Origin of the sequence: Streptomyces sp. HPF1205 (assembly GCF_020400825.1) — a bacterium.
GTDB lineage: Bacteria > Actinomycetota > Actinomycetes > Streptomycetales > Streptomycetaceae > Actinacidiphila.
On record NZ_JAINVH010000004.1, the window covers coordinates 303,819 to 330,807 of the forward strand.

Here is a 26,989-nt window from a genome sequence, read left to right on the forward strand (position 1 = left end):
GGAGCCGCCTCGCCGCCTGCCGGATGGGCCCTGTCGCGGTGTCCGCTACCGACCCCCTGCGCCCCCGCCGCGCGGGGGCGGCGGGGGCGCAGGAAGCGGACAGTCGGCGGTCGGACGCCATGCGATCACCCGACCCGGCCGTCAGCGGCCAGCGGTCAGCGGTCAGCGGTCAGCGGTCAGCGGTCAGCGGTCAGCGACGACCAGCGGGCACTGGTCGGCCGTGAGCCGTCGGCCGTGAGCCGTCGGCCGTGAGCCGTCGGCGACGACCAGCCGTCAGTAGACGCTCACCCCGTAGGCGCTGAGCGCTTCGGTGACCGGCTGGAAGAAGGTCGTGCCGCCGGACGTGCAGTCGCCGCTGCCGCCGGAGGTCAGGCCGAGAGCTGTGGTGCCGTCGTAGAGGGAGCCGCCGCTGTCGCCGGGCTCGGCGCAGACGTTGGTCTGGATGAGGCCGTAGACGACCTCGCCGTTGCCGTAGTTGACGGTGGCGTTGAGCGCCTGCACGGTGCCAGTGTGCACGCCGGTGGTGGAGCCGCGACGGGAGACGTGCTCTCCCACGTAGGCGTTGGCCGCGCTGGTGATGTCCTGGCTGCCGACCGTCCCGGAGTGGGCGACGGAGGAGTCGTAGCGGACGATGCCGTAGTCGTTGCCGGGGAAGCTGGTGCCGACCGTGGGACCGATGTAGGTGCCCGAGCTGGTGTAGTAGTCCGGGTAGCCCTGGGTGCAGTGGCCGGCGGTGAGGAAGTAGTAGGTGCTGCCGCTGCGGACGTTGAAGCCCACAGAGCAGCGCCACTGGTCGGTGTAGATGGGATCGCCACCCGAGAGCAGCTTGCTGAAGGTGCCCTTGACGCGGGTGATGTGCACGGCGCTGCCGTAGCTCGAGGTCGCGTTCTTCAGTCGGGCGAGCTGGGCGGAGGTGACCCGGCTGTCGACGCTGACGTTCAGGACGTGGCTGCTCGGGTCGACGGACCAGGCGGTGCCCGCGATGTCCGCGGTCTTGACGGCGTTGCCGGCCTGGGCCACCTGAGCGGCGAGGGTGGCGGGGGACGCCGACTCCGAGGGGGCGGCGGTGGCCGAAGGAAGGGCGAACGCCGTGGCAGCCAGCAGGCTCGCGGCGACCGCGACCAGTCGTATGCGGCGGGGGGTCTTCACACGTTCCTCCTGTGGGGATGGAGGTTGATTGTCGATGTACTGTCAGACGAACACCGATAACCGAACGCATCATGCGCCTGACAAGTACTCAGGGGAGTATTCAGGTCTCACAGGAAACACACAAGGGGGCCTTTCGGCCGGGAACGCGGCCGCACAGCGGCGCCCCGGCGGTCGGGAGACCTCCGGGGCGCGTGAAATGACGGTGTCTCAGCCGATGAGACCCTGGGAGACGACCGCGCGCTCCCCCGCCTCCAGGGCGAACGGCAGGGTGTTGCCAGGCGGCGGGAACGGGCAGATGAAGGCGTCGGCGAAGGCGCAGGGCGGCAGTTGGGCACGGTTCAGGTCCACGGTCAGCGAACCGTCCGCGGCGGGCGGCGGCGTGTACAGGAAGCGGAACCGGAAGGAGGTCTTGCCGCTGGTCGCGTCGGCGAGCACGGCCCACAGCCGGCCGTCCTCCTCGACCGTGACCGACAGCCGGTGCTCCTGGCCGTCGAGGGTGAAGGACAGTTCGCCGCCCAGGCCCAGACCCCGTTCGCGGCCGTCCGCGTTGGGGACGCGAACCGTGCGACCGCCGTCGTCGTACGGGTGGAAGACACCGGGCACCGTCCAGCGCGCATTCCACGGGAAGGCATCGATCCCGGAGAAGGCCCGCCGGGCCGGGGACTCGGGGTCCCAGACCCGCACCGCCGGCAGCCCCTCGCGGACGATCGCCAGTACCTTGCGGCCACCGGGCAGGATCAGCGGGCGGCCCTCGGCCTCCAGGACCGCGATCGCCCCGTCGGCTTCGTGCACGATCCGGCCGTCCTCCTGCCGCCAGACGCCCGGCAGGCCGGGGATCACACCGTCGTCGGGCAGGGCGTCCAGCCAGTGGGTGCCGGTCAGGGCCAGCGGCCCGTGCGGCGCGGAGACGTGCGCGGCGCGCCGCTCGCGCCACTGCCGCCAGTCGGCCTCCGCCGTCGGACGTATGTGTGTGCTCATGGGAAGGGAGCCTTTCACACGAGTGCCGGAGGTACGGGCGCCGCGGGGAGCGGAACAGCGTGGTGGCCGGTCGACCGGACGAGTGACGTCGGTGCGCGCCAGACCGTCCACGCCGGGTTGCGGGCGCTCCCCCGGTCCTGTGCGCTCCCCTGGTCCTGTGCGCCGCGCCGGCTTCGTAAGCCGCACCGGTCCCATGAGCCGCGCCGGCGCCGCGTGCGCGCCTCCCGCGGGTCGCACCCGCACGTCCTGCCGCCCCCGCGGTGCCTCCCTCGGGCCACCCGCATCACCGCGCCGCTTCTCAGCAGCCACCGCAATCGCAGCACTCAAGGCACTCGCAGCATTCACAGCAATCGCAGCAGTCGCAATCCAGGTCGCAGTCGCGGCACCAGCCGCCGCGGCGCTCCCCGCTCCAGGGGTCATTGTGCTCGCGGCAGCACAACTGGCAGGTGCAGCACAGTCCGGTCCATACCAGGCAGCCGGCCAGTGGCCCTCTGCGCCGCGGCGGTTCGGGCGGTGGGAAGCCGCCGGGGGCGCCGGGCCCGCCGGGCGCGTACGGGTTTCCGGGCGCGTACGGGCTCCCTGGACCGTAGGGGCTGCCGCCGTACGGGTTGCCGTCCGACGCGACGGCGGCACCGTGGTCGCCGCCCGGCGCCCGGTGCGAGCACGTTCCCCCGCCGAACGCCCGGTCCACGGACCGCCGCAGCTCGTGCACCAGCAGCATGTGGGCGAGCTTGCCCGAGGCCGTGCCCGTGAACTCGACGTCCTTGAGGGCCAGGTGGACGCCGTGCACGGCGTCGTCGCACAGCCGGCGCGCCTCGGGGAGTCCGGTGCCGGTCGCGGTGAGCGGGTTCCAGGCGCCGGACCGGGCGTCGGCCGCCAAGTCCTCGACCGCGTCGAGGAGGTGGGCGAGCCGGCCGAAGAGGCGGCCGGCCTCCTCCAGCGCCGCCTTGTTGCCGGGACGTCCGGCGAGTACGGCGGTGTGGCCGAAGGCGGCGGCGGTGGCGGCCTCGGTGGGTTCGGTGACGGCGAGCAGGGGCGTGCCCGGGCGGGCCGCCGCCTCGACAGCGCCCTGACGGCCGACCGCGTCGAGCAGTACGGCCGTGTCGAAGCCCAGCGAGCCGCCGGTACGCGCGCCTGCGGTGTCCCAGCGCCGCACCACGCCCCTGGCGACCGCGGCGACGGGCCGCCGTCCGAAGACGCCGTCGCCGTCCTCGACGTGGTCGCGTACCTTCGCCGAAGCCAGGGCCAGGGAGACGGCCGCGGCCAGCCGGGCTCCCTCACCGGTGGCGACGGGGGCGGTGCGCATGCCGCGCAGCGGACAGGGTCCCGCGGTACGACGGCCGTCGGGGGCGGGCGCGGACTGCGCCTCGACCAGGACGGAGATGACGAGCCCGTCGTAATTGGTGGCGACACGCGCGAACTGACCGTGTCCATCGCGCAACGCCAGACACAGGCCGCACAGATGGGCGACCCATGAGGCCGCCATCCCCTCGGACATGCGGTGCCGGCACGGCCTGATGATCCCGAACATGGTGCTGCTCCCCCGTTGACGCCGTGACCTGGGCCGCTGCCGGTGCCGCGGCCGCCGGGTCATGCTATCGGGGGATGTTCGGAGCCGTCCTGGAACGTCCGGTACGGCCGTACGGCGGCGGTTTTCACCCGGACGTGGCCCGGCGTTCCCATCGAATCGTCAGCTTGCCTGCCTCTGTGTCCGGCTGACGCTGCGCCACTATCTTGTGTGCCAGTACCGTCACAAGTCGCCCATGCGGCGGCTATCCGCTTGGCGCACCCCCCATCTCATGGATGACGATATGACAAGCGGACGGTACTGACCGCGTGTGAGAGAGGAGGCGTCCATGGGATCGGTTCGACGGGCGAGTGCCTGGCTGGGCCTCGTCGACGACAACGGCGGCGAGGGTTACTACGACGAGGAGTACGCCGACTACGGCGATGGCTCCGAGCGTCAGCGTCCCGATACCTGGGTGACGGACCCGCGGGTGCGGGTGGCCACCGAGGCCGCCGAGGAGCAGGGACGCCGGATCGCCACGGTCACACCGGACGGCTTCCGGGACGCACGCGGCATCGGTGAGCTGTTCCGCGACGGCGTGCCGGTGATCGTCAATCTGACCTCCATGGAGCCGAGCGACGCCAAGCGGGTGGTCGACTTCGCGGCCGGCCTCACCTTCGGTCTGCGCGGCTCCATCGAGCGCGTCGCCACCCGCGTCTTCCTCCTCACCCCGGCCGACTACTCGGTGATGAACGCGGACGCCCGCCGCGGCGGGGACGGCTTCTTCAACCAGAGCTGAGAGGTTCGACCAGAGCTGAGAGGTTCGACCAGAACCGAGAAGTTCGACCAGCGCCCAGAAGGCGGTCGGTCGGCACGCGCACGCTCAGCGCACCCGGCTGACGTCTCCGTTCGCCGGGCTCCTTCGCGTTCCGCGGGGCCGCCTCACCCGCGGAACGCGTCGAGCCCGGTGAGTGCCTTGCCCAGCACCAGCTGGTGCATCTCGACCGTGCCCTCGTAGGTGAGCACGGACTCCAGGTTGGTCGCGTGCCGCATCACCGGGTACTCCAGGGAGATGCCGTTGGCCCCCAGGACGGTGCGTGCGGTGCGGCAGATGTCGATGGCCTCGCGCACGTTGTTGAGCTTGCCGAAACTGACCTGTTCCGGACGCAGCGTCCCGGCGTCCATCCGCCGCCCGAGGTGGTGGGCGAGCAGGATCCCCTTGTGCAGTTCGACCGCCATGTCGGCGAGTTTGGCCTGGGTGAGCTGGAAGCCGCCGATCGGCCGGCCGAACTGCTCCCTGCCGATCGCGTACTCCAGCGCCGCCTCGAAGCAGGACCGGGCCGCGCCCATCGCGCCCCACACGATGCCGTAGCGTGCGTGGCTGAGGCAGCCGAGCGGGCCGCGCAGGCCGGTGACGCCGGGGAGGACGGCGTCGGCGGGCAGACGGACGCCGTCCAGGACCAGTTCGCTGGTGACCGAGGCGCGCAGACTCCACTTGTGGCGGATCTCGGGAGCCGAGAAGCCGGGGACGCCGGTGGGGACGACGAAGCCGCGGATGCCCTCCTCCGTCTGCGCCCAGACGACGGCGACTCCGGCGACCGAGCCGTTGGTGATCCACATCTTGCGGCCGGACAGGACCCAGTCGGAACCGTCGCGTTCGGCGCGGGTGCGCATCGCGGCCGGGTCGGAGCCGTGGTCGGGCTCGGTGAGGCCGAAGCAGCCGATGACCTCGCCCGCCGCCATCGCGGGCAGCCATTGCTGCTTCTGTTCCGGTGAGCCGAAGCGGTGGATCGCGTACATCGCGAGCGAGCCCTGGACGGAGACGAGGGAACGGATCCCCGAGTCCGCGGCCTCCAGTTCCAGGCAGGCCAGGCCGTACTGGACGGCGCTCGCGCCCGCGCAGCCGTAACCGGTCAGCGTCATGCCGAGGGCGCCGATGGAGCCGAGTTCGCGGGCGAGTTCGGTCACGGGGAGTTCGCCGCGTTCGTACCACTCGGCCACGTTCGGCAGCACCCGATCGGCGGCCCAGGCGCGGACGGTCTCGCGGATCGCCCGGTCCTCGGGGCCGAGCAGGTCGTCCAGCCCCAGCGGGTCACGAGGGTCGAAGGGCGGCGCGGCCTTGGGTGCGGACATGGCGGGGACCTCCGGCCCAAAAAACTAGCAGTGGTAGTCGACGGCTCGGCGCCGACGTTACGGCTCAGGCCCCGGCGCGTCCAGACCGTACCGCCGCGGCGGGCGTGTCGCGGGTGGGGGTCTGTGCCTGGCGGGCCACCGCGGCCGGCCGGGCGTCCCTGACCGGGCCGCAGTCCATCGTCCGGGGAAGCCGCAGCGCCGCTCCCGCGCCGAGCAGCAGCAGGCCGGCGCTGACCAGCAGCGTCAGGTGCATTCCCGTGACGAAGGAGTGCCGGGCGGCGTGCCGCAGGGCGGCCCCCGAACCGCCGCCGATGCGGCCCGCGACGTCGTACGCCTCCCCCAGCGACTGGCCGGCCGCCGCGGTGTCGGCGGAGCTCACCCCGGCGGCGTGCGGCCCGTAGGCGGCGTTCATCACACTGCCGAGCAGTGCGATGCCCATGCCGGCACCGAGTTGGTACGAGGTCTCGCCGATCGCGGCCGCGCCGCCCGCCTGGTGGGCGGGGGCCTCGCTGAGCATCGACTCGTACGCGCCGAACAGCGTGGTCTCCAGCCCGAAGCCGAGCAGGACGAAAGCGACGGTGAGCAGGACGGGCCGGTCGTGCTGGCCCATGGCGGTGAGCACGAGAACGGCCAGCGCGGTGAGGGCGAAGCCCGCCGAGACGGTCCGGCGGGGGCCGAAGCGGTGCAGCATGCGGGAGCCGGCCAGGCCCGCGGCCATGGCGGCGAAGGTGAGCGGCAGCAGCCGCAGGCCGGTGCTGAAGGGACTCAGGCCGAGGACCAGTTGCAGGTACTGGACGGCGATGAGTTCGAGTCCGACCAGCGCGAGCATGGCCAGCACGATGCAGCCGACCGAGGTGGTGAAGGCGGCCCGGGCGAACATGCGCATGTCCAGCAGCGGGTTGCTGCGGCGGCGCTGGCGGCGGACGAAGGCCGTGAGGAGCGCGAGACCCGCCGGCAACGGCACGCACACCGACAGGTCGGCCGGTCCGGCGCCACCACCGAGCCGCTTGACGCCCAGCACCACCCCGAGCAGGCCGAGCGCGGCGGTGAGGGCGCCGAGGACGTCCCACGGCCCGTCCTCCTCGCCGCGCGACTCGGGCAGCAGCAGCCGGCCGACCGGGAGCATGACGGCCATCAGCGGCACGTTGACCAGGAAGACCGAGCCCCACCAGAAGTGCTCGACGAGGAAACCGCCCAGTACCGGGCCGACCGCCGCCCCGACGGCGGCGACCGCGCTCCACAGACCGATCGCCAGCGCACGTTCCCGCCGGTCGGGGAAAACCTGACGGAGGATCGACAACGTGGCCGGCATGATCATGGCTCCGCCGGCCCCGAGCAGCGCGCGGGCCGCGATGAGTACGTGGGGGCCGGGCGCGAAGGCGGAGAGCGCGGAGGCGAGCCCGAACAGGGCGTAGCCCATGAGCAGCACCCGGCGGCGGCCGATGCGGTCGCCGAGGGTGCCGAAGAGGATCAGCAGGGCGGCGGCGGTCAGTGGATAGGCGTCCACGATCCACAGCAGGTCCTGCGCGCCCGGCCGCAGGTCCTCGGTGAGCGCGGGCACCGCCACGTGGAGGACGGTGGCGTCCAGCGCCACGATCAGCAGGCTCACACAGAGCACGAAGAGGACCGTCCACCGGCCGGCCGGCCGCACCATAGGCCCTACCTCCCACGACGTACGAAGTGGCCAGGGTACGCGACACCGTCTTCCCCGTACGTGGCCCAGCTCACGGGCCGGCTCACTGCCCGGGGCGCGGCGGAGGCGGGGCCGGAGCCGGGCCGGAGCGGGGTCGGGGCGGGAAACGAGGGGGAAAGGCCAAAGAAATAAGCGATAAATAAGAAGAGGGCGGCGCGGGTATCAGCATCCGAACATAAACTTCAGCGTCTCCCGCATTCGTCCCAAAGACCCCCCGCCAAAGGGGTGGTGAGACGCGCTCCACATCACATCGTCATTACAAAGCAGCCCGTTCGGCCGAACTATGCCATCACACGCTGTAACGTCGATTGAGTGCGTACCGATGAGAGTCTCCACCGCACGGCGGAGCGCCCGACCGTCCGCGAGGTGCCGCGGATGAGCCGAACCCGCGTCTGGCTCTTCGGCTTGACCCTGGCGGCCTACGTGGCCATCGTCGTGGGCGTTCTCACCACCTCCAAACTGGTGACGCTGGACTGGCAGGTCATGCTCTGGCGCCCCTACAAGCAGTGGCCGCAAATCCACGCATTCCTGGACTATTTCGTGGTTCTCGGCCAGCGCGGTCCGACCGCCGTGATGGTGCTCGCCTGGCTCGGCTGGCGTGCGTGGCGTCATCGCACACTCCATCCGCTGCTGGTGCTCGGCACCTCGCTGCTCTTGCTGAACATCACCGTGGGGGCCGTGAAATACGGCCTCGGCCGGCTCGGTCCGCATTACGCGACCGAGGTCGGCTCGGCGGAGATGTTCGCAGGCGGAGATATATTTCCATCCGGACATACCGCCAACGCGGTGGTGACCTGGGGCGTATTGGCATATCTGGCGACAACTCCGCGGGCCCGCCGGCTGGGCTCCGTCGTCAGCGCTTTCCTTGCGCTGGGGGTCGGCGCGACGACCGTCTACCTCGGTACGCACTGGGTCAGCGACGTGCTGCTGGGCTGGGCCGCGGGACTGCTGATCCTGCTCGCCCTGCCGTGGTTCGAGCCGGCCATGGCCCGCGCGGAGGAGTTCATCACCGCCGGGTGGGAGCGGCTGCGCGAGCGGCGCCGCTCGCGGGCCGCACTCGTTCCGCTGCCCGCGCCCGCACTGGTCGCCCAGCGGGACACGCCGCAGGAGGACGAGCCGGGCCGCGAGACCGCGGGCGCGGGCAGCCTCGGCACGGCGGCCCCGGCCGTCGTGGGGAGCGGGCCGGCGAACGTCGCCGCACAGCCGGTGGCCAACGCCGCACACGCCCCGAGCCGCCCGCCCACCGGCCGCGGCGAGCGCACGCCGCCCAGCCCGGCCGGCAGCCGCCGCCCGCCGGTGGACCGCCAGTTCCGCCCACCGCCCCCGCTGGTCCATCAGCAGGTACGCGGCCGGGGCATCGCCGGCTGACCGCCGCGGCCCCGGGCACCGGCCGACCGCCGCACCCGGGGCCGCGCGTGGCGGCCCGGCTTCTCTCAGCCCAGCCAGCAGCGCCGTACCGTGCCGCCGTCGACCGTGAAGTTCAGGCGGCCCACGACGTACTCCATGGTGACCACCGCGCCCGGCGGCAGGCTGCGGACCGTGGTCCAGCCGTGCTCGCGGGCCCGCCGCTCGGCCTCGTCGCGGGGCAGGCCGAGGTACGCGTCCAGGTCGTCGTGGGGATTGCCGCCGGGGAGGTCGGATCGCGATGCCATACCGTCACCGTATTCCGGCGATTACTCCGCGAGCACTGAATTTGCTGTGCACACAACTCCCGCACATCTCCCGCCCAATGCCCGCCGCTACCCCCGGCTGGGCCTACCGAAACGCCGCCGGGCCTTTCGTACGGCGGCGCCCAGAACGTCCCCGGCCGTGAGAAAGATGCCCACCGCACGGCCCAATCCGGCGCGGGCGGTGGCACGCGCCTTGGCGGCCGGGCGCTTGCGGGCGTCCAGCAGCTCCTGGAACAGGGCCACATGGTGGTCGGCGATGACGGCGGGGTCGTAACGTTCGGAGGCCTCCAGCGCGGCGCGGCCCATGGCGGCGCGGCGCTCGTCGTCCTCGGCGAGGGAGAGCAGGGCGGCGGCGATGGCGTCGACGTCCCGGGGCGGTACGAGCAGGCCGGTGACGCCGTCGCGGACGATCTCACGCGGGCCGAGCGGGCAGTCGGTGGCCACCACGGGCAGGCCGACCCGCATGGCCTCGACGATGGTCATGCCGAACGACTCCATGGTGGAGGTGACGGCCAGCACCGACGCTTTGGCGAGTTCCGGCTCGATCGGGGAGACCGCCCCCATGAGCGTCACGTTCTTGCCGACGTCGAGTTCCGCGATCAGGGCCTCCAGTTCGGCGCGCTTGCGGCCGCTGCCGTACAGGCGCAGGCTCCAGTCCGGGCGGGCCGCGCCGACCACGGCGAACGCGCGGATCAGGTCGTCGTACCGCTTGGCCTCGGCGAGGCGGCCCGCGGCGACCACGACGGGTGCCGAGCAGTCGGAGGGGGCGACGCGCGCGGCGGGCACGCTGTTGGGCACGGCGGCGACCCTGACGCCGGGCATTCTGCGGCGGTAGACGGCCGCGTCGGCCTCCGTGGTGGTGGTCACCGCGTCCAGGCCCGGGTAGTGGCGGCGCAGGGCCAGCACGAGCCTGGTGGAGTGGGTGTCCAGCGTCAGGTGCTCCTGGGCGACCCGGACCAGGCGTCGCGGGGCCTGCCGGGCGAGGTGCACGTTCAGGCCGGGCCGGGTGCCGACCACCACGTCGGCGTCGAGACCGGCCAGGCACTCGCCGATCAGGTCGTCGGTGAGCGCGCTGTACTCGCGGTGGCGGCGGTCGGACGTGGGGAAGACGGCGGAGGGGCGCCCGCGCCGCGGGTCGTCGCGGACGCTGTGCGGGCTGTCCGGCCGCAGGTCGGCCAGCGGGCGCAGCCGGACCCGGGGGTCGAGCGCGAACCGCGGCCGCTCGCGTTCGCGCAGCACCGACACGATCTCCACCTCGTGGTCGTCGGCGAGCTGCTCCGCGAGATTGAACGTGGTGCGGATGGTGCCGCCGATGCCGTAGGCGGTGTGTATCAGAAAGGCGATGCGCATACTCGTCTACTCGTCCCAGTGCCCGGCCCCGATCCCGCGCGTGCCGTCACCGGCCGACGGGCTTTGCGCAGACCCTAGCAACATTCGAACGGTCACGGAGCGTCATGCCGGTGACGGGAACGGCGGCCGGGACCGGCGGGCGGGAGTGGTCCGGATCGGCCGCCGTCCCGGTCACCGGGTTCCGGTCACCGGTCCCGGTCGCGTGGAGGCGGTACGTGAAAGGTTCAGGGGATGGCGAGGACCGTGCCGACCGCCAGGCTGTCCGGATCGGGGCCGATCGTGGCCTTGTTGGCACGGTAGAGCGCCGGCCAGCCGCCCTGGACGTGGTACGAGGCCGCGATCCCGGACAGCGACTCACCGGGCTTCACGGTGTGCGTGGACCCGGTCCCGCCGGCGTCGGCGGCGGACGCGGCACCTGCGCCGTCGGCGAGGCCGAGTCTGCGCGAGCAGGACGGCCACGCCTGCCAGCCCTGGGCCCGCTGGACGTTCCGGGCGACCGCGACCTGCTCCTCGGGCGTCGCCAGGTCCGCGCGCGGCGCGTATCTGCGGCCGCCGAACTGCTCCCAGGTTGCCTGGTAGAACTGCAGGCCGCCGTAGAAGCCGTTGCCGGAGTTGACGTGCCAGTCGCCGCTGCTCTCGCACTGGGCCAGCTGGTCCCACACGGCCTCGCGGCGCTCCAGCGCCCGCGGCGGGGCACCGGCCGCCGAGTCGAGGACGCCGCCCGCCGCGCCTGCCGCCGCCAGGTCGGCCACGGCACCACCGACGACCGTCGGCAGCGCACCACCGGCCAGGTCCGGCACCCCGGCGCCGGCCACCGCAGGCGCGTCGCCACCTGCCAGGCCGGGGACGGCCGCGGCGGCCGGCGCCGGCAGCGCGCCGGTGGTCACGGCGCCGAGGGCGCCGTTCGTGACGGCAGAGGCCGCCCCGACGGCATGGAGAGGCGGCGCCGCGGCTTGGCGTGGCCGCGCCGCCGCGTGCGCGGGCTGGACGAGGAACGGCAGCAGCGCGGCGGCACCGAAGGCGGCGAGAGCGGAGACGGTGCGGCCGGCGACTTGGCGATTGTTCGACAGTTCGATCATCGGGCCACGCTAAGCAGCCCCCCACCCCGTCCCCGGGCCAACACGTCCTGCGACGCGGCCCGCCCCACCCGGGTGGACCACAACCGGGCCCGGGCGGGGCGGAAGCACGGGATGAGGATGAGAAGCGGACGGGAAGGGGACGAAAAGGAGACGGGAAGGGGGCGCGAAGGGGAGCGAACGGCCCGTCAGGGGCGCGAGGGCACCTGGCAGCCGCGAGTCACGCCCTGTCTCAGTGCGGCCACCAGACCGACTCTGCGGGAGCGTTGACCAGGCCGTCACCCCGCACCGCCCCGGTCAGGGGCACGCGGGAGGCGGTACGGGCGGGGCTTTTGGCCACGAGGGCGGTACGAGAGGTGGCACCGCGGGTGCGGGTGGTGCGGCGGGGCGCCGCGGGCCGCACGGTGGTCCGCCGGGCCGCGGCCTCGGTTCCGGAACGGGCGGGGGCGGGCGCGGCCCCGTAGGCGCCGGCCTTGCGGGCGCACACCGGCCACGCGCCCCAGCCGTCGGCGCGCTGCACCTTTGTCGCTATGGCGATCTGCTGCTCCCGGCCGGCGCGGTCGGCGGTGGGCGCGTAACGGCCGCCGCCGTAGGAGCGCCATGTGGCTGCGGAGAACTGCAGGCCGCCGTAGTAGCCGTTGCCGGTGTCGATGTGCCAGTTCCCGCCGCTCTCGCACTGGGCGATGCGGTCCCACACACCGCTGTCGGCGGCCCTGGCCCCGCCAGCGGCGGCCAGTACGGTCAGCGGGGCCAGCGCGGCCATGCCGGTGACGAGCGCGGTATGCCGGTATTTGCGCCTCACGTGGAATCCTCTCCACGAACCCGGGGGTCCCCCCTCGTACGTCAGGAACGGGCGCCGCTCCCCCACTGGAGCGGCGCCCGTCCGAACCCCGGGCGGTGCACTCTGCACACGGCGGGCGAATCTAGGCAGCGCGGCGGTCCTGGGGCAATCAATTCCTTTTCGCCGCAGGCCAGTTGCGGATTACCGCTGGTAACACCGCCTGTGGCGCGGGCGTCTCCGTGCCGTCATACCGTCACCAGCAGGGCAATACGGGCGCAAATCGTGAGTCACCTCACAGCGGCAAATCGCCGTTCCCGGACGCTCGTTCGACGCACCGTGAGCGCCGCGCCGGGAATCTCACGCACGGCGACGGCGCCGGGCGACCGGCTCCCCCGCAAACCGTGACTCCTGCCACAGACGCGCCGTTGTCACTATGCGCCGGGGCAGGCCCGGCATTCGGGCTTCGTGACCGCAATTCATGACCGCACCACCGCATTCCAAGGAGACTCCCGTGGCGCCCTTGCTCGACGTGAGCGACGAGGTACGAGCCGAGATCGGCGACGAGGAGACCGAGCGGCTCCTCACCGGTGAGAACGCCCCGGGGACGTACGACTGCACGTCCTGCCGCACCCCCGGCGACACCGGGCAGGAGCGGACCAGCACGGTGCTCTTCGTGGGCGGCGAGACCGCGGTGCTCGCCTTCGCGCACGCGACCTGCATCCCCTCGCAGGTCGTGCCGGTCTCCGAGGAGCAGTTGCAGGGCGCTGTGCGCAGCATCTCGATCGGGGCGGGCGGCGCCGCCCCGGAGGGCAGGGAGGACGGCGGGGCCGGGTCGCACGACCGGGACCCGGCGGCGGGCCTCGACCCGGCGCCCCGGCAGGCGGTTCTGGGCATCACCTGCGGTCTGATCATCGTCGAGCAGCAGTTGTGCCCGGCGTTGGTGGTCGAGCCGACGGGGCCGGTGGCCCGGGTGGGTGCCACCGGCGGGGGCGACGACTTCCTGCCCCTGCTGATCGAGCAGGGATTCGTACCGCAGCTCGACCTCGACCGGCGGCCGGCGCCGCTGCCCGGCTGGTCGGTGCTGCTGGCCATGGGCAAGCTGCACGCCGTCCTCCAGCCCGGCACCGGCGGCGGCCAGCCCTCCGCCTGGTGGCAGGCGCACCAGCCGCTGCAGGTCAGCGACGGCTGGCGGGCGGCGGCCGCGCGCGGCAACGAGGTGTACGTGTACGCGGGGCCGGCCGGCGCCATCGGCCGCCAGCCCCGGGAGGACCTGATGCGCGACGCGCTGTCCCGGGCCTGCGCCCGCGGCCTGCTGGTGGCCGCCACGATGCCGCTGGCCGGGACCTGACACCGGGCCTGACACCGGGGCGGGGCGGCTCGGCCCCGGGCGGCCCGGGCGGCCGGAACCGGCCGGGCCGCCGCCCGAACCGGGGGCGCGTACGTGGCGGCGTACGCGCCCCTTCGCGTGTCACGCGCACCTCGCCGCGCGCCCGTACTCCTTTGACGGGGTCAAAGAAGGTGATTCAGCCGTACGGCCCGCATCCCGGCGCATCCGCCCTCGTTGGCAGTTACGTGCACACCTTCGACGCCTCCGCCCGAGCCCCCTACCAGCGCTACATCCCCCCGATGCGCACCGCCGAGGACGCCCCCCGGGGCAGCGGCTCGGGCACGCCGATCTACGACGCGCTGTATTCGGAGTACCGCAGGCTCTTCCGTACCCTGCCCGGCGACCGTACGGGAGAGGAGGCGCTGGAGTTCAACGCCTTCGCGGCCTGGCACGTCCAGCACCCGCCGTTCGACCAGGAGGGCCGCCACCGCGGCAACGGCCCGGCGGCGCTCCCGCCCGGCCGCCCCGACAACAGGCTGCGCTGACCGCGGGCCGCACCGACGAGGGGCCGCCGGCACCGGGCCCTGCTTGCGGCGGTCCGCGCCACGCACACCGGGCGGGGCGGCAGCCGCCGCCTGCGCGGGGAGGCGGCCGGCTACTTCTTGCGGCCGCGCTTCTCCCGCACCCGTACCGACACCTGGATGGGCGTGCCCTCGAAGCCGAACTCCTCGCGCAGCCGCCGCTCGATGAACCGCCGGTATCCGGCCTCCAGGAACCCGGAGGCGAACAGGACGAACCGCGGCGGCCTGGTGCCCGCCTGCGTCCCGAACAGGATGCGCGGCTGCTTCCCGCCCCGGATCGGGTGCGGATGGGCGGCCACCAGCTCACCGAGGAAGGCGTTGAGCCGCCCCGTGGGCACCCGGGTCTCCCAGCCGGCCAGCGCGGTCTGGATCGCGGGGACGAGCTTCTCCATGTGCCGCCCGGTGCGCGCCGAGACGTTCACCCGGGGCGCCCACTGCACCTGGACCAGGTCCCGTTCGATCTCCCGCTCCAGGTAGTGGCGGCGCTCCTCGTCGAGCAGGTCCCACTTGTTGTAGGCGATGACGACCGCGCGGCCCGCCTCCACGGCCAGCGAGACGATCCGGGTGTCCTGCTCGGCCAGGGTCTCGCTCGCGTCGATCAGGACGACCGCGACCTCGGCCTTCTCCAGCGCCGCCGCCGTACGCAGCGAGGCGTAGTAGTCGGCGCCCTCGGTGAGGTGGACCCGGCGGCGGATACCCGCGGTGTCGATGAACTTCCAGGTGATCCCGCCGAGTTCGATCAGCTCGTCCACCGGGTCGCGGGTGGTGCCCGCGGTGGCGTCGACGACGACGCGCTCGGCGCCGGCCACCTTGTTCAGCAGCGACGACTTGCCGACATTCGGCCGGCCGATGAGGGCGACCCGGCGCGGCCCGCCCGCCTTCTCGCCGAAGGTCATCGCCGGGGCCTCGGGCAGCGCGTCCATGATGGCGTCCAGCAGGTCGCCGACGCCCCGGCCGTGCAGCGAGGAGACCGGGAAGGGCTCGCCGAGGCCGAGGTTCCACAGCATGGCGGCGTCGGCCTCGCCGGACGGGCCGTCGACCTTGTTGGCGGCCAGCACCACCGGCCTGCCCGCGCGGCGCAGCAGCTTGACGACCGCCTCGTCCGTGTCGGTGGCGCCGACCGTGGCATCGACGACGAAGACCACCGCGTCGGCGGCCTCGATGGCGAACTCGGCCTGCGCGGCGACGGAGGCGTCGATGCCCAGCACGTCCTGCTCCCAGCCGCCGGTGTCGACGATCTTGAAGCGGCGGCCGTTCCAGTTCGCCTCGTACGTGACCCGGTCGCGGGTCACGCCGGGGCGGTCCTCCACGACCGCCTCGCGGCGGCCGATGATCCGGTTCACCAGGGTCGACTTGCCGACATTGGGGCGGCCGACGACGGCGAGCACCGGCAGCGGACCGTGGCCGGCCTCCGCGAGGTCCTCGGCCACCTCGTCGAGGTCGAAGCCCTCCTCGGCGGCCATCTCCAGGAACTCGGCGTATTCGGCCTCGCCGAGGTCGCCGTGTTCGTCGTGCTGGTCCATGAGGTCTCTCCGTCGGTCAACAAGGGCTGCCGTTCGTCGGTGTGGCGGCAGCGGGGTGGTTCAGCGGCCGGTGGCCTGCCGGGCCTCGGCCAGGTGCGCGGCGAGCCGCTTCTGGATCCGGGCGGTCGCGGCGTCCAGCGCGGACCTGGTCCGCCGCCCGGAGCCGTCGTCCGCCGCGAAGGGCTCGCCGAAGACGATGTCGATACGGGCACGCAGCGGCGGCAGCGAGGTCACCACGCGCCCCCGGCGGGCGCTGCCGAGCACGACGACGGGCACGACCGGCGCTCCCGAGCGCACCGCGAAGTACGCCAGGCCCGCGCGCAGCTCGGCGAAGTCGCCGTCGCCCCGGGTGCCTTCGGGGAAGATGCCGAGGACGCCGCCGCGGCCGAGGACGCCGAGGGCGGCGGTGATCGCGGCCCGGTCGGCGTGGTGGCGGTCCACCGGGATCTGGCCGATGGCGCGCAGGAACGTGCCGAGCGGCCCGGTGAACGCCTCCTTCTTCACCAGGAAGTGCGCGGGGCGGGGCGTGGCGCCGAAGAGCATCGGGCCGTCGACGTTGTGGCTGTGGTTGACGGCGAGGATGACCGGGCCCTGCGAGGGCACCCGCCAGTCGCCGAACACCCTGGGCCGGTACAGGCCGCGCGTCAGGCCGACGCCGAGACGGCGCGCGAATTCGGCCCCGCCCACTCCCGGCAGGGAATCGGGCTCACCGGTCACGGACGGCCCGCTTTTCCTCGACCAGCGTCACGACGCGCTCGACGACCTCGTCGAGGGACAGCCGGGTGGTGTCGACCTCGATCGCGTCGGCGGCCATGGCCAGCGGGGAGGTGGTCCGGCCGGAGTCGGCCGCGTCCCGCCTGGCCAGTGCGGCCTGGGTGTCGGCGACGCTCACCGCGCCCTTCAGCTCACCGCTGCGGCGGGCCGCGCGGGCCTCGGCCGAGGCGGTCAGGAAGATCTTGACGGGGGCGTCGGGGAAGACGGTGGTCCCTATGTCGCGGCCCTCGACCACGATGCCGCCGGACGCGGCGGCGGCCACGGCGCGCTGGAACTCCACCATCCGGGCCCGCACCTCCGGGACGGCGCTCACGGCGCTGACCGCCGAGGTGACGTCCTGGCCGCGGATCGGGCCGGTCACGTCCTCGCCGTCCACGGTGATGGTGGGGTCGGCCGGGTCGGTGCCCGAGACGATGGCCGGCTTCCCGGACGCGTCGGCGACGGCCACGGGGTCGTCGACGTCCACGCCGTTGTTCAGCATCCACCAGGTGATCGCCCGGTACTGGGCGCCGGTGTCCAGGTAGCTCAGCCCGAGCTTGGCGGCGACCGCCTTCGACGTGCTCGACTTGCCCGTGCCGGAGGGGCCGTCGATCGCGATCACCGTCTGTGTCACTGCAGGGGCCTTCCTGAGGTGGTGGTCGGGGGGTCGTGAGTGCCGTCGTTCAAGGTTACCGGGCACCTGGGGGTGCGCGGTCCCCGCTCGGGCCGCGCCGACCGACCGGCGCGACGGGTCGCGGCAGGCCGCCCGCCCGTGGAAGGGGGCGGCCTACTTCCGCAGCGCCCAGCCCCGCTCGCGCAGGGCCGCGGCCAGGGTCGGGGCCGAGCGCGGCTCGACCATCAGCTGGACCAGGCCGGCCTGCTGGCCCGTGGAGTGCTCGATGCGGACGTCCTCGATGTTGACGCCCGCGGCGCCGGCGTCGGCGAAGACGCGGGCCAGCTCGCCGGGCTGGTCGCCGATGAGGACGGCGACGATCTCGTACGGCTTGGGAGCGGCGCCGTGCTTGCCGGGCACCTTGGCGCGGCCGGTGTTGCCCCGGCGCAGGATGTCCTCGATGCCGGCCGCACCGCCGCGCCGCTTGTCCTCGTCTCCGCTCTCCAGGGCGCGCAGGGCGGCGACGGCGCCTGCGAGGTCCGCGGCGATGTCGGTGAGGACGTCGGCGACCGGGCCGGGGTTGGCGGCCAGGATGTCCATCCACATGGCGGGGCCGGAGCCCGCGATCCGTGTGACGTCGAGGATGCCCTGCCCGCACAGGCGCACCGCGCTGTCGTCGGCGTGCTCCAGGCGGGCCGCGACCATGCTGGAGACCAGCTGCGGGGTGTGCGAGACGAGGGCGACCGCGCGGTCGTGCGCGTCGGCGTCCATGACGACCGGCACCGCCCGGCACAGGGCCACCAGTTCCAGGGCGAGGTTGAGCACCTCGGTGTCGGTGTCGGGGGTGGGGGTCAGCACCCAGGGGCGGCCCTCGAAGAGGTCGGCTGTGGCGGCCAGCGGGCCGGAGCGCTCCCGGCCGGCCATCGGGTGGGTGCCGATGTACGCGGACAGGTCGCAGCCCAGCGCCTCCAGGTCGCGGCGCGGGCCGCCCTTGACGCTGGCCACGTCCAGGTACGCGCGGCCCAGGCGCTGGGCGAGGGCGTCGGCCAGCGCGGGCGCGACATGGGCCGGCGGTACGGCGACGATCACCAGGTCGACCGGCGCCTGCGGCACCCCGGCGGTCCCGGCGCCGAGCGCGGCCGCGGTGCGTACGGCCGAGTCGTCGTGGTCGGTGAGGTGGACGTCGACACCGCGGGCGCTGAGCGCGAGGGCGGCGGACGTGCCCACCAGGCCGGTACCGATGACGAGGGCGGTCCTCACGGGGGCTTCCTCACTGGCTGGTCGGGGATCGCGCGCCGGGGTTCCGCCGGCGCCGTTCGCGAACCAGGGTAGTGAAGCGGACGGGCGCGGCGGGCGGCCGACCGCGGGGCGAGACGCGCGGGGCGAGATTCGCGGGCGGGGGGGTGCGGTGGCCCGCGGCGAGCGGGGCGGGGGGCGTGCGGCGCGCAGGGCGGGAGCGCGCGATGGCGTGCGAGGCGGGAGCGTGCGGTGGTGTGCGGGGCGGGAGCGTGCGGTGGTGTGCGGGGCGCGCGCCGGCCCCGCCTTTCCCCGTGTCCCCCGGGGCCCCGCTGATCCCGCTGATCCCCTTGTGCTCCTGGTCACCGTTCGAAGCAGCGGAAACCCCGGCGCCTGCTCGGGCTTCATGACGATAATCGCCCTCATGCGCGATCCTCTGGGGCACGACCTCGTCCGGGAGCACACGGTTTATGCCTGCGTCATGGGCTCGCGCGCGTTCGGTCTGGCCACGCGGGACAGCGACACGGACCGGCGCGGGGTGTTCGTGGCGCCGACGCCGCTGTTCTGGGGGTTCGAGAAGCCGCCGACGCACGTGACGGGCCCGCGGGAGGAGGAGTTCTCCTGGGAGCTGGAGCGCTTCTGCCTGCTCGCGCTGCGGTCCAGCCCCGGTGTCCTGGAGGTCCTGCACTCGCCGATCGTGGAGCGGGTGGACGCCACCGGCGAGGAGCTGCTCGGCCTGCGCGACGCCTTCCTGTCCCGGCGTCTGGACGCGTCCTTCCGCGGGCACGCCGCCCAGCAGCTCGCCCGCATCGAGGCCGACATCCGCACCCGCGGCGAGCCGCGCTGGAAGCACGCCATGCACCTGATCCGGCTGCTGATCAGCTTGCGTGACGTGCTGCGCACGGGCCGGCTGACCGTGGACGCGAGCGAGCACCGCGACCGTCTCCTGGCGGTCAAACGCGGTGAGCGCACCTGGCCGGAGGTGCGGTCCTGGATGCGCGCGCTCATGGACGAGGCCGACGCGGCCGCCGCCCGTACGCCACTGCCCGCCGACCCGGACCGCCCCCGCGTGGAGGACTTCCTGATCCGGGTCCGCCGCGCCTCCGCTGCAGAGGCTCGCGCCCGGCCCGCTCCCCCGGCCGCACCCTCAGCCGCGTTCCCTCCTCCCGCCGCCCTGCCCGCCCTGCCCCTCGTCCCACTCCCGTCCCAGCGCCCGTAGCTCCTCCCCGTACTCGATCCGGCCGGCCCACGCCTCGGGCCAGGCCGCGGCGCCCAGGTGAGCACCGGCGAAGGCGCCGGTCAGGCAGGCGATCGAGTCGGAGTCCCCCGAGGTGCACGCGGCCCGCCGCAGCGCGGTGACCGGCTCCTCGGGGAAGAGCAGGAAGCACAGCAGTCCGGTGGCGAACGCCTCCTCGGCGACCCATCCGGCCCCGGTGGCCAGGCACGGATCCGCCTCCCGGTCCGCGTCGCGCAGCGCGGCGTCGAGCCGGTCGAGCACCCGCGTGCACTCGTCCCAGCCGCGCTCGATGAAGTGGGCCGGCGAGGGGTCCTGCGCGTACGCCCACAGGTCGCCGAGCCAGTACTCGTGGTAGTACGAGCGGTTGGCCGCCACGTACTGCCGCAGCAGGCCGGGCAGTTCACCGGGCCGGGCGCCCTCGGCGAGCAGCCGCACGGTGTACGCGGTCAGGTCCGAGGCGGCCAGGCCGGTGGGGTGGCCGTGGGTGAGGGCGGCCTGCAACTGGGCGACACCTGCCCGGGCCCGCTCCCCCAGCCCCGGCAGGAGCGCGGCGGGCGCGACCCGCATGTTGGCCCCGCATCCCTTGGAGCCCGTCTGGCTCGCCTCCTGCCAGCGCCTCCCGGGCCGGGCGAGGAGGTCGCAGGCGGTCATGCAGGTACGCCCCGGCGCCCGGTTGTTGTCCGGCGAGCGCGACCACGCGACGAACTCCTCGCGCACGGGTCCGGCCAGCCGCGCCGGCGTGACCGGACCCGCCGCCGCCGTCTTCCGCAGCGCGCGGGCGAAGGCGAGCGTCATCTGGGTGTCGTCGGAGACGAACGCGGGCTGGGCCAGGTCCATCTCGCGCCACGGCCCGAACTTCGCCTCGATCATGGCGACGGTGTTGAACTCGGTCGGGAAGCCGAGGGCGTCGCCCAGAGCCAGACCTGTCAGGGTGCCGGTGGCCGCGCGCTTGTGCGGGGGAACGGTCGTCATCGGGCCATCCAACCGCGTCGCGCGCCCGCCTCGCGGCGGTTTCGGCGGCCGCGGTGGCCCGGCCGCCCCCGTACCGGTCCCGGTCCCGGCGCCCCGGCGGCGCCACGGCTACAGGTCGACCTCGCGCATCAGCATGCCGACCTCGGTGTTGGTCAGGCGGCGCAGCCATCCGGACTTCTGGTCGCCGAGCGCGATGGGTCCGAAGTTGGTGCGGACCAGTTTGTCGACGGGGAAGCCGGCCTCGGCGAGCATGCGGCGGACGATGTGCTTGCGGCCCTCGTGGAGGGTGACCTCGACCAGGTAGTTCTTGCCGGTGTTCTGGACGATCCTGAAGTGGTCGGCGCGGGCCCAGCCGTCCTCCAGCTGGATGCCGTTCTTCAGCTGCTTGCCCAGGTCGCGCGGCAGCGGGCCCTGGATGGCGGCGAGGTAGGTCTTCTTCACTCCGTACCGGGGGTGGGTGAGCCGGTGGGCCAGCTCGCCGTGGTTGGTGAGCAGGATGATGCCCTCGGTCTCGGTGTCCAGCCGGCCGACGTGGAACAGCCGCGTCTCGCGGTTGGTGACGTAGTCGCCCAGGCACTGCCGCCCGTCCGGGTCCTCCATGGTGGACACGACACCGGCCGGCTTGTTGAGCGCGAAGAACAGGTACGACTGGGTGGCCACGGTCAGGCCGTCGACCTTCACCTCGTCGCGCTCGGGGTCCACGCGCATGCCCTGCTCGGTGACGACCTCGCCGTTGACCTCGACCCGCCGCTGCTCGATCAGCTCCTCGCAGGCCCGCCGCGAGCCCATGCCGGCCCTGGCCAGCACCTTCTGCAGCCGCTCGCCCTCCTGCTCGGCGCCGGGGAAGGTCTTGGGCAGGTTCGGCCGGGGCTTGTCGTGCCGGTTCCGGTTGCGCTCCTCGATCTGGGCGTCCAGCTCGCGCGGCCGGGCCGGCACGGTCCCCCGTCCCCGGTTGCCGGTCGCCTTGGGGGTCGTGCCCTTGGTGCGGGGCATGCCGCCGGGCTTGTTCGCGCCGGACTGCCCGGTGTCGCCCACGTCGTAGCGGCGCTCCTCGGGGCGCGGCTTCCTGGGGCGCTGCGGGGCGCCGTCGCGCCGGTCCTGGGCGCCGCCCGGGGAGCGCCGGTCCTGGGCGCCGCCCGGGGAGCGCCGGTCGCGTGCGCCCGCGCCGCGGCGGTCGGGGCCGCCCCCGCGCCGGTCGCCGCCACCGCGGCCGTTGCGGTCGCCGCCGCTGTTCCTGTCACTGCTTCGCATCAAATGTCCGTTGTCGAGGTGTCGTCCGGTGCGTCCGGGTCGAACGACGGCACCCCCTCCTGGGACTCCGCCTCGACCGCGTCCGCCTCCGGCAGGAACGGGGCGAGCTCGGGCAGCTCGTCGAGGCTGCGCAGGCCCATGCGTTCCAGGAAGTAGTTCGTCGTCCCGTACAGGATCGCACCTGTCTCGGGTTCCGTCCCAACCTCCTCGATCAGCCCGCGCTGGAGCAGGGTCCGCATCACGCCGTCGCAGTTGACGCCACGCACCGCGGAGACCCGGGAACGGCTGACCGGCTGCCGGTAGGCGACCACGGCGAGCGTCTCCAGCGCGGCCTGGGTGAGCCGGGCCTGCTGGCCGTCCAGCACGAACTTCTCGACGGCGGGCGCGTACGCGGGCCTGGTGTAGAACCGCCAGCCGCCGGCCACCAGCCGCAGGTCGAAGCCGCGGCCCTCACGGGTGTAGTCCTCGGACAGGTCGCGCAGCGCCTTGGCCACCGCGCGGCGCGGCCGTTCCAGCACCTTGGCGAGATGCTCCTCGGTGGCGGGCTCGTCGACGACCATCAGGACCGCCTCCAGGGCGGGCTTGAGGTCCAGCTCCGCGGTCGGCGAAGAGGAGGGGGGCTGGGCGGACCGGTCGGCCGCGGTGACGGCCGCCGGCTGGGCGAGGTCGGTCATTCCTGCTCTCCGTTCGTACCCGGGGTGCGGGCGGCGCCCCGGGTGTCCTTGGCGTCCTGCGCGTCCTCGGCGCCGGTGTCCCTCGCGTCATGGGCGCCGGCCTTCCCCGCGTCCTTGCCGTCGGCGTCCCTCGCGTCCTTGGGTGCGGCCTCCTGGTCGAACTCGTCGGTCACCAGGGGTACGCCGGTGTCCTCGGCGGCGCCGGTCCAGCGGATCTGCAGCGCTCCCAGTGCCTCCGCCTGGTCGAGGGCCACCGCCTTCTCCCGGTACAGCTCCAGCAGGGCGAGGAAGCGGGCGACGACGGTCAAGGTGTCGGCCGCGTCCTCGGTGATCTCCTGGAAGCTGGCCGAGCCCCTCGCCCGCAGCAGTGCGATCACGTGCTCGGCCTGCTCACGGACGCTGACCAGGGGGGCGTGGATGTGGTCGACGTACACCTGCGGCTTCGGCTTGGGCTGCATCGCCTTGACCGCGAGCCGGGCGAACCGCTGCGGGCCGACGCTGAGCACCACCTCGGGCAGCAGTTCGGCGTGCTGCGGCTCCAGGCCGACGGTACGCGGGGAGCGCAGCGCCTCGTTCTCCAGCCGCTCGGCGAAGATCGCGGCGATCCGCTTGAACGCCCGGTACTGCAGCAGCCGCGCGAACAGCAGGTCCCTGGCCTCCAGCAGCGCCAGGTCGGCCTCGTCCTCCACCTCTGCGGAGGGCAGCAGCCGGGCCGCCTTGAGATCCAGCAGCGTGGCGGCCACCACGAGGAACTCCGTGGTCTGGTCGAGGTCCCAGTCCGGGCCCATGGCGTGGATGTAGGCCATGAACTCGTTGGTCACCTTCGAGAGCGCGACCTCGGTGACGTCGAGCTTGTGCTTCGAGATGAGCTGGAGCAGCAGGTCGAAGGGTCCCTCGAAGTTCGCCAGCCGCACGGTGAACCGCGCCCCGCCGCCCTCCCGGGCCTCCTCGGGCTCCCCGGCTGCGTCCCCCTCGGGCCCCGCGCCCGACTCGGGCCCCGGCTCCGGCACCTGTCCGGGCGCGGGTTCCGGCGCGTCGGACCCGGCGGGCTCACCGGACACGCCGGACACGCCGGATGGGTCGGATGGGTCGAACGCGTCGGCTGAGTCGGATGAGTCGGATGAGTCGGATGAGGTGAACGAGTCGGGTACGTGTGCCGCGCCGGGTACTTGGGCGGCGTCCGTCACGTCCGCGGTGTCCGGCTCCGCACCTTCCGGTTCGGCGAGCGCCGGCTCGGCCGCCGGCTCCGCCGGTGCCGCGCCGCCGCGGCCGAGGCGGCGGCGGGGGGTGGCGGGCTCGTCGGGTGTGGTCGGCATGGTGGTCCAGGGTGCGGGGGTCGGACCCGCAGGCTATCGCGCCCTCGGGTGCTCCGGGCGGACCGCGTCCTCAGCGGCCGCGCAACCGCCGGACCAGGATGCTGGCGTCGCCACGCGACTCCAGGTCCGCGAGGACGACGGCGACCGCCTCACGGACGATGCGGCCGCGGTCGATGGCCAGCCCGTGCTCGCCGCGCAGCACGAGGCGGGCGTGTTCGAGGTCCATCAGCTCCTCGGCGGAGACGTAGACGGTGATCTTCTCGTCGTGCCGCTCGCGCCCGCTGGGCCGGCGGTTCTGGCGCGGGGCCTTGCGCCGCGGGGCGGCCTGGGGCTGCGGGGTGGCGGTGACCGGCGGCGGCACGGGCCGTTCCCGGTCCGCGGCGGACGGGCCGGTGGAGCCGACCGGCGGGACCTGCGGGGTGACGGTGGCCGTCACGGTCGGCGGCGCGGCGGCGGCCGAGGGCACGCCGGAGCGCTCCCCGGTGAGCTGCCTGCGGGCGGACACGGCGTCGCGGCCGGCGTGCTCACCGCCGTCGCCCCGCTGGGCCGCGCCGGGCCGGGATTCGGCCGCGCCGTCCCTGCCCTCCTCCTCGTCCGGGACCGGCCGCAACCGCGTGTCGCCCTGCGCCGCCGCCTTGTCCTCGCCACCGGCGTGCTGCCGCGGGGTGGGTGCCTGGAGCGCGGCTCCGCCGGTGGTCCGGAACAGTTCGTCGGCGCCGGGCAGACTCACTCGGCGTGGCACCGGGCGAGCACCTCCCTGGCGAGCTGGCGGTAGGCGGCGGCACCGACGGAGTTGGACGCGTACGTGGTGATCGGCTCACCGGCGACGGTGGTCTCGGGGAACCGTACGGTCCGGCCGATGACCGTGTGGAAGACGTGGTCGTCGAACGCCTCGACGACCCGGGCGAGCACCTCGCGGCTGTGCACGGTCCTGGAGTCGTACATCGTGGCGAGGATGCCGTCGAGTTCGAGCTCCGGGTTGAGCCGCTCGCGGACCTTCTCGATGGTCTCGGTGAGCAGGGCGACGCCGCGCAGCGCGAAGAACTCGCACTCCAGCGGCACGATCACCGAGTGCGCGGCGGTCAGCGCGTTCACGGTGAGCAGGCCGAGGGAGGGCTGGCAGTCGATGACGATGTAGTCGTAGTCGGACATCAGCGGCTTCAGGGCGCGCTGCAGCGCCGACTCGCGGGCCACCTCGCTGACGAGCTGGACCTCGGCGGCCGACAGGTCGATGTTGCTGGGCAGCAGGTCCATGCCGGGCACCGCGGTCTTCAGCAGCACCTCGTCGGCCGCCAGCCCGCGCTCCATCAGCAGGTTGTAGACCGTGATGTCGAGTTCCATCGGGTTGACGCCGAGGCCGACCGACAGCGCGCCCTGGGGGTCGAAGTCGACCAGCAGCACCCGGCGGCCGTACTCGGCCAGGGCCGCGCCCAGGTTGATGGTGGAGGTGGTCTTGCCGACCCCGCCCTTCTGGTTGCACATCGCGACGATCTTCGCGGGACCGTGGTCGGTGAGCGGGTTGGGGATCGGGAAGTACGGAAGGGGGCGGCCGGTGGGGCCGACGCGCTCCCGGCGCTGGCGGGCGGCGTCCGGGGCCAGGGTGGCGGCGTACTCCGGATCGGGCTCGTACTCGGCGTCGGGGTCGTAGAACTGACCGTCCTGCAGGTCGTCGTTGTCGTCGTAGTGCGTCATGGCGTAAGCAGGTTGCGTCCCGGTGGTCGTATCGGGTCGGCGGGACTCGAAGGTACGGACCGCGACGGAACCGACGGTCGTTCCTGGTTGACCACCCCCGGGAGCAAATGTCGACTCATTCACAAGTCGTCTTACCTCCTTGGTGACCAGGAAACTTCTAGACAGGTCAGCGTGGTGACTACAGCCGACGTTTCGCGACTCTATGGCGTGTCGGTGGTTCGCAGCAACACAATCCGCCGGACACGGCACGATGTGTCGGTAACCGAACACCCGCCTGTCAAGGGCGTAAGCGCGTGAACGGCCGGGCTTTGTCCCTCAAGCCCCGGCCGTTCACGCGGAGTTGACCCCAGGCGCGAGGTCAGCCCAGCAGCGTGTGCAGATCGACCGGTTCGAGGCCGTGCGCCTCGGCCACCGGACCGTAAACGACCTGGCCCTCATGGACGTTGAGGCCGCGGGCGAGTGCCGCGTCGCGCCGCAGCGCCTCGTGCCAGCCGCGGTCGGCCAGTTCGACGATGTACGGAAGGGTCGCGTTGGTCAGCGCGTACGTGGAGGTGTTGGGCACGGCGCCGGGCATGTTGGCGACGCAGTAGAACACCGAGTCGTGCACGGTGAAGGTCGGCTCGGCGTGCGTGGTGGGCCGCGAGTCCTCGAAGCAGCCGCCTTGGTCGATGGCGATGTCGACGAGCACGGAGCCGGGCTTCATGCGGGAGACCAGCTCGTTGCTCACCAGCTTGGGCGCCTTGGCGCCGGGGATGAGCACGGCGCCGATCACCAGGTCGGCCTCGGTGACGGCCTGTTCCAGTGCGAACGCGTTGGACGCGAGGGTCTGCACGCGGTTGCCGAAGACCTTGTCGGCCTCGCGCAGCTTGTTGACGTCCTTGTCGAGAAGGGTGACGTGGAAGCCGAGGCCGAGCGCGATGGTGGCCGCGTGCCAGCCGGAGACGCCGGCGCCGATGACGACCGCGATGCCCGACTTGACGCCGGGCACACCGCCGGGCAGCACCCCGCGCCCGCCCGCCGAGCGCATCAGGTGGTACGCGCCGACCTGCGGGGCGAGCCGGCCGGCCACCTCGGACATCGGGGCGAGCAGCGGCAGGTGGCGGCCGGGGGTCTCGACCGTCTCGTACGCGATCGCGGTGGTGCCGGACTCCAGCAGCGCGTCGGTGCACTCGCGGGAGGCGGCCAGGTGGAGGTAGGTGAAGAGGGTCTGGTCCTTGCGGAGCCGGTGGTACTCCTCGGCGATCGGCTCCTTGACCTTCAGCAGCAGGTCCGCCTCGGCCCACACCTCGTCGGCGGTCGGCAGGATGACGGCGCCGGCCGCCGCGTACTCCTCGTCCGGGATGGAGGAGCCGCGGCCCGCCCCCTGCTCCACGACGACGCGGTGTCCGCCTCGTACGAGTTCGTGCACTCCGGCCGGGGTGATGGCCACGCGGAACTCGTTGTTCTTGACCTCGCGGGGGATGCCCACCTTCACGTC

At 73.4% G+C, this 26,989-nt stretch carries 25 protein-coding genes; 5 read left to right on the top strand and 20 right to left on the bottom strand.

Going from position 1 to position 26,989, the window contains the following annotated elements; genetic code table 11:
- Nucleotides 1–273: 273 nt before the first annotated feature.
- From K7G61_RS07265 to K7G61_RS07275, 3 genes are all read right to left on the bottom strand, one after another.
- The gene (locus K7G61_RS07265; protein WP_374204080.1) at nucleotides 274–1,185 is read right to left on the bottom strand and encodes a S1 family peptidase; all 912 of its coding nucleotides are present in this window, start codon (nucleotides 1,183–1,185) and stop codon (nucleotides 274–276) included.
- Nucleotides 1,186–1,356: 171 nt separating this feature from the next.
- On the bottom strand, nucleotides 1,357–2,127 hold the full coding sequence (locus tag K7G61_RS07270) for a DUF1684 domain-containing protein (protein ID WP_225845826.1): 771 nt from the start codon (nucleotides 2,125–2,127) through the stop codon (nucleotides 1,357–1,359).
- Nucleotides 2,128–2,425: 298 nt separating this feature from the next.
- Entirely contained in the window at nucleotides 2,426–3,658 is a 1,233-nt protein-coding gene (locus K7G61_RS07275; protein WP_225845827.1) for a DUF5685 family protein, read from the bottom strand.
- A gap of 325 nt (nucleotides 3,659–3,983) precedes the next feature.
- Here K7G61_RS07275 and K7G61_RS07280 point away from each other — a divergent pair, with 325 nt between their 5' ends.
- Complete coding sequence (locus K7G61_RS07280; protein ID WP_225845828.1) at nucleotides 3,984–4,433, top strand: cell division protein SepF; 450 nt, start codon at nucleotides 3,984–3,986, stop codon at nucleotides 4,431–4,433.
- 143 nt (nucleotides 4,434–4,576) lie between these two features.
- Here the strand turns inward: K7G61_RS07280 and K7G61_RS07285 are convergent, their stop codons facing one another.
- Nucleotides 4,577–5,767 carry an acyl-CoA dehydrogenase family protein gene (locus tag K7G61_RS07285; RefSeq protein WP_225845829.1) on the bottom strand — a complete coding sequence of 397 codons (1,191 nt, stop codon included), beginning with the start codon at nucleotides 5,765–5,767 and terminating at the stop codon, nucleotides 4,577–4,579.
- A gap of 64 nt (nucleotides 5,768–5,831) precedes the next feature.
- Nucleotides 5,832–7,421: an MFS transporter gene (locus K7G61_RS07290; RefSeq protein WP_225845830.1), complete on the bottom strand. Its 1,590-nt coding sequence runs from the start codon at nucleotides 7,419–7,421 to the stop codon at nucleotides 5,832–5,834.
- Nucleotides 7,422–7,835: 414 nt separating this feature from the next.
- Between K7G61_RS07290 and K7G61_RS07295 the strand changes: the two genes are divergently transcribed.
- Nucleotides 7,836–8,828, top strand: a complete 993-nt coding sequence (locus K7G61_RS07295; RefSeq protein WP_225845831.1) for a phosphatase PAP2 family protein — start codon at nucleotides 7,836–7,838, stop codon at nucleotides 8,826–8,828.
- A gap of 65 nt (nucleotides 8,829–8,893) precedes the next feature.
- On the opposite strand, the gene K7G61_RS07300 is transcribed toward K7G61_RS07295, so the two are convergent.
- The 4 genes from K7G61_RS07300 to K7G61_RS07315 form a co-directional block, all read right to left on the bottom strand.
- On the bottom strand, nucleotides 8,894–9,112 hold the full coding sequence (locus K7G61_RS07300; RefSeq protein ID WP_225845832.1) for an I78 family peptidase inhibitor: 219 nt from the start codon (nucleotides 9,110–9,112) through the stop codon (nucleotides 8,894–8,896).
- An 87-nt stretch (nucleotides 9,113–9,199) separates the two neighbouring features.
- The gene (locus K7G61_RS07305) at nucleotides 9,200–10,480 is read right to left on the bottom strand and encodes a glycosyltransferase family 4 protein (RefSeq protein WP_225845833.1); all 1,281 of its coding nucleotides are present in this window, start codon (nucleotides 10,478–10,480) and stop codon (nucleotides 9,200–9,202) included.
- A 224-nt stretch (nucleotides 10,481–10,704) separates the two neighbouring features.
- Nucleotides 10,705–11,559 carry a transglycosylase family protein gene (locus K7G61_RS07310; protein WP_308190599.1) on the bottom strand — a complete coding sequence of 285 codons (855 nt, stop codon included), beginning with the start codon at nucleotides 11,557–11,559 and terminating at the stop codon, nucleotides 10,705–10,707.
- Between the two features lie 229 nt (nucleotides 11,560–11,788).
- Nucleotides 11,789–12,319, bottom strand: a complete 531-nt coding sequence (locus K7G61_RS07315; RefSeq protein WP_225845891.1) for a transglycosylase family protein — start codon at nucleotides 12,317–12,319, stop codon at nucleotides 11,789–11,791.
- A 529-nt stretch (nucleotides 12,320–12,848) separates the two neighbouring features.
- Here K7G61_RS07315 and K7G61_RS07320 point away from each other — a divergent pair.
- Together K7G61_RS07320 and K7G61_RS07325 are read left to right on the top strand one after the other, a co-directional pair.
- Nucleotides 12,849–13,685 (top strand): hypothetical protein, encoded by an 837-nt coding sequence (locus K7G61_RS07320; RefSeq protein WP_225845834.1) that lies wholly within the window; start codon nucleotides 12,849–12,851, stop codon nucleotides 13,683–13,685.
- Nucleotides 13,686–13,855: 170 nt separating this feature from the next.
- On the top strand, nucleotides 13,856–14,209 hold the full coding sequence (locus K7G61_RS07325; RefSeq protein WP_308190600.1) for a hypothetical protein: 354 nt from the start codon (nucleotides 13,856–13,858) through the stop codon (nucleotides 14,207–14,209).
- 110 nt (nucleotides 14,210–14,319) lie between these two features.
- Here K7G61_RS07325 and der read toward each other — a convergent pair whose 3' ends face one another.
- The 4 genes from der to K7G61_RS07345 all read right to left on the bottom strand — a co-directional run bounded on the left by der (nucleotide 14,320) and on the right by K7G61_RS07345 (nucleotide 18,394).
- Nucleotides 14,320–15,768: a ribosome biogenesis GTPase Der gene (gene der, locus K7G61_RS07330; RefSeq protein WP_225845835.1), complete on the bottom strand. Its 1,449-nt coding sequence runs from the start codon at nucleotides 15,766–15,768 to the stop codon at nucleotides 14,320–14,322.
- A gap of 60 nt (nucleotides 15,769–15,828) precedes the next feature.
- Nucleotides 15,829–16,485 (bottom strand): 1-acyl-sn-glycerol-3-phosphate acyltransferase, encoded by a 657-nt coding sequence (locus tag K7G61_RS07335; RefSeq protein ID WP_225845836.1) that lies wholly within the window; start codon nucleotides 16,483–16,485, stop codon nucleotides 15,829–15,831.
- Complete coding sequence (cmk, locus tag K7G61_RS07340) at nucleotides 16,475–17,155, bottom strand: (d)CMP kinase (RefSeq protein WP_225845837.1); 681 nt, start codon at nucleotides 17,153–17,155, stop codon at nucleotides 16,475–16,477. The genes K7G61_RS07335 and cmk overlap by 11 nt, the downstream gene beginning before the upstream one ends.
- A 153-nt stretch (nucleotides 17,156–17,308) precedes the next feature.
- A complete protein-coding gene (locus tag K7G61_RS07345; protein ID WP_225845838.1) occupies nucleotides 17,309–18,394 on the bottom strand; it encodes a prephenate dehydrogenase in 1,086 nt (361 codons plus the stop codon).
- 400 nt (nucleotides 18,395–18,794) lie between these two features.
- Between K7G61_RS07345 and K7G61_RS07350 the strand changes: the two genes are divergently transcribed.
- Nucleotides 18,795–19,589: a DNA polymerase beta superfamily protein gene (locus K7G61_RS07350; protein ID WP_225845839.1), complete on the top strand. Its 795-nt coding sequence runs from the start codon at nucleotides 18,795–18,797 to the stop codon at nucleotides 19,587–19,589.
- Here the strand turns inward: K7G61_RS07350 and K7G61_RS07355 are convergent.
- From K7G61_RS07355 to ald, 7 genes are all read right to left on the bottom strand, one after another.
- Entirely contained in the window at nucleotides 19,518–20,579 is a 1,062-nt protein-coding gene (locus K7G61_RS07355; protein WP_225845840.1) for an ADP-ribosylglycohydrolase family protein, read from the bottom strand. The two genes, K7G61_RS07350 and K7G61_RS07355, sit on opposite strands and share 72 nt — an antisense overlap.
- 108 nt (nucleotides 20,580–20,687) lie before the next feature.
- Nucleotides 20,688–21,830, bottom strand: a complete 1,143-nt coding sequence (locus K7G61_RS07360; RefSeq protein WP_225845841.1) for a pseudouridine synthase — start codon at nucleotides 21,828–21,830, stop codon at nucleotides 20,688–20,690.
- Nucleotides 21,830–22,504 carry an SMC-Scp complex subunit ScpB gene (gene scpB / locus K7G61_RS07365; RefSeq protein ID WP_225845842.1) on the bottom strand — a complete coding sequence of 225 codons (675 nt, stop codon included), beginning with the start codon at nucleotides 22,502–22,504 and terminating at the stop codon, nucleotides 21,830–21,832. The genes K7G61_RS07360 and scpB overlap by 1 nt, the downstream gene beginning before the upstream one ends.
- Entirely contained in the window at nucleotides 22,501–23,820 is a 1,320-nt protein-coding gene (locus K7G61_RS07370) for a ScpA family protein (protein ID WP_225845843.1), read from the bottom strand. The genes scpB and K7G61_RS07370 overlap by 4 nt, the downstream gene beginning before the upstream one ends.
- Before the next feature lie 70 nt (nucleotides 23,821–23,890).
- Complete coding sequence (locus K7G61_RS07375; protein WP_225845844.1) at nucleotides 23,891–24,562, bottom strand: hypothetical protein; 672 nt, start codon at nucleotides 24,560–24,562, stop codon at nucleotides 23,891–23,893.
- A complete protein-coding gene (locus K7G61_RS07380) occupies nucleotides 24,547–25,512 on the bottom strand; it encodes a ParA family protein (RefSeq protein WP_225845845.1) in 966 nt (321 codons plus the stop codon). Before K7G61_RS07380 ends, K7G61_RS07375 begins: the two co-directional genes overlap by 16 nt.
- 358 nt (nucleotides 25,513–25,870) lie before the next feature.
- The gene (ald, locus tag K7G61_RS07385) at nucleotides 25,871–26,986 is read right to left on the bottom strand and encodes an alanine dehydrogenase (protein ID WP_225845893.1); all 1,116 of its coding nucleotides are present in this window, start codon (nucleotides 26,984–26,986) and stop codon (nucleotides 25,871–25,873) included.
- Between the last annotated feature and the right edge of the window lie 3 nt (nucleotides 26,987–26,989).

Excerpts from the sequence above, each read along its gene's own strand:
- K7G61_RS07305 (WP_225845833.1), bottom strand. The coding sequence starts at position 10,480 with ATGCGCATCGCCTTTCTGATACACACCGCCTACGGCATCGGCGGCACC.
- K7G61_RS07290 (WP_225845830.1), bottom strand. The coding sequence starts at position 7,421 with ATGGTGCGGCCGGCCGGCCGGTGGACGGTCCTCTTCGTGCTCTGTGTG.
- der (WP_225845835.1), bottom strand. The coding sequence starts at position 15,768 with ATGGACCAGCACGACGAACACGGCGACCTCGGCGAGGCCGAATACGCC.
- K7G61_RS07280 (WP_225845828.1), top strand. The coding sequence starts at position 3,984 with ATGGGATCGGTTCGACGGGCGAGTGCCTGGCTGGGCCTCGTCGACGAC.
- K7G61_RS07275 (WP_225845827.1), bottom strand. The coding sequence starts at position 3,658 with ATGTTCGGGATCATCAGGCCGTGCCGGCACCGCATGTCCGAGGGGATG.
- scpB (WP_225845842.1), bottom strand. The coding sequence starts at position 22,504 with ATGACCGACCTCGCCCAGCCGGCGGCCGTCACCGCGGCCGACCGGTCC.
- K7G61_RS07270 (WP_225845826.1), bottom strand. The coding sequence starts at position 2,127 with ATGAGCACACACATACGTCCGACGGCGGAGGCCGACTGGCGGCAGTGG.
- K7G61_RS07300 (WP_225845832.1), bottom strand. The coding sequence starts at position 9,112 with ATGGCATCGCGATCCGACCTCCCCGGCGGCAATCCCCACGACGACCTG.
- K7G61_RS07355 (WP_225845840.1), bottom strand. The coding sequence starts at position 20,579 with ATGACGACCGTTCCCCCGCACAAGCGCGCGGCCACCGGCACCCTGACA.
- K7G61_RS07380 (WP_225845845.1), bottom strand. The coding sequence starts at position 25,512 with ATGACGCACTACGACGACAACGACGACCTGCAGGACGGTCAGTTCTAC.
- K7G61_RS07285 (WP_225845829.1), bottom strand. The coding sequence starts at position 5,767 with ATGTCCGCACCCAAGGCCGCGCCGCCCTTCGACCCTCGTGACCCGCTG.
- K7G61_RS07370 (WP_225845843.1), bottom strand. The coding sequence starts at position 23,820 with ATGCCGACCACACCCGACGAGCCCGCCACCCCCCGCCGCCGCCTCGGC.
- K7G61_RS07295 (WP_225845831.1), top strand. The coding sequence starts at position 7,836 with ATGAGCCGAACCCGCGTCTGGCTCTTCGGCTTGACCCTGGCGGCCTAC.
- K7G61_RS07350 (WP_225845839.1), top strand. The coding sequence starts at position 18,795 with ATGCGCGATCCTCTGGGGCACGACCTCGTCCGGGAGCACACGGTTTAT.
- K7G61_RS07315 (WP_225845891.1), bottom strand. The coding sequence starts at position 12,319 with ATGGCCGCGCTGGCCCCGCTGACCGTACTGGCCGCCGCTGGCGGGGCC.
- K7G61_RS07360 (WP_225845841.1), bottom strand. The coding sequence starts at position 21,830 with ATGCGAAGCAGTGACAGGAACAGCGGCGGCGACCGCAACGGCCGCGGT.
- K7G61_RS07310 (WP_308190599.1), bottom strand. The coding sequence starts at position 11,559 with ATGATCGAACTGTCGAACAATCGCCAAGTCGCCGGCCGCACCGTCTCC.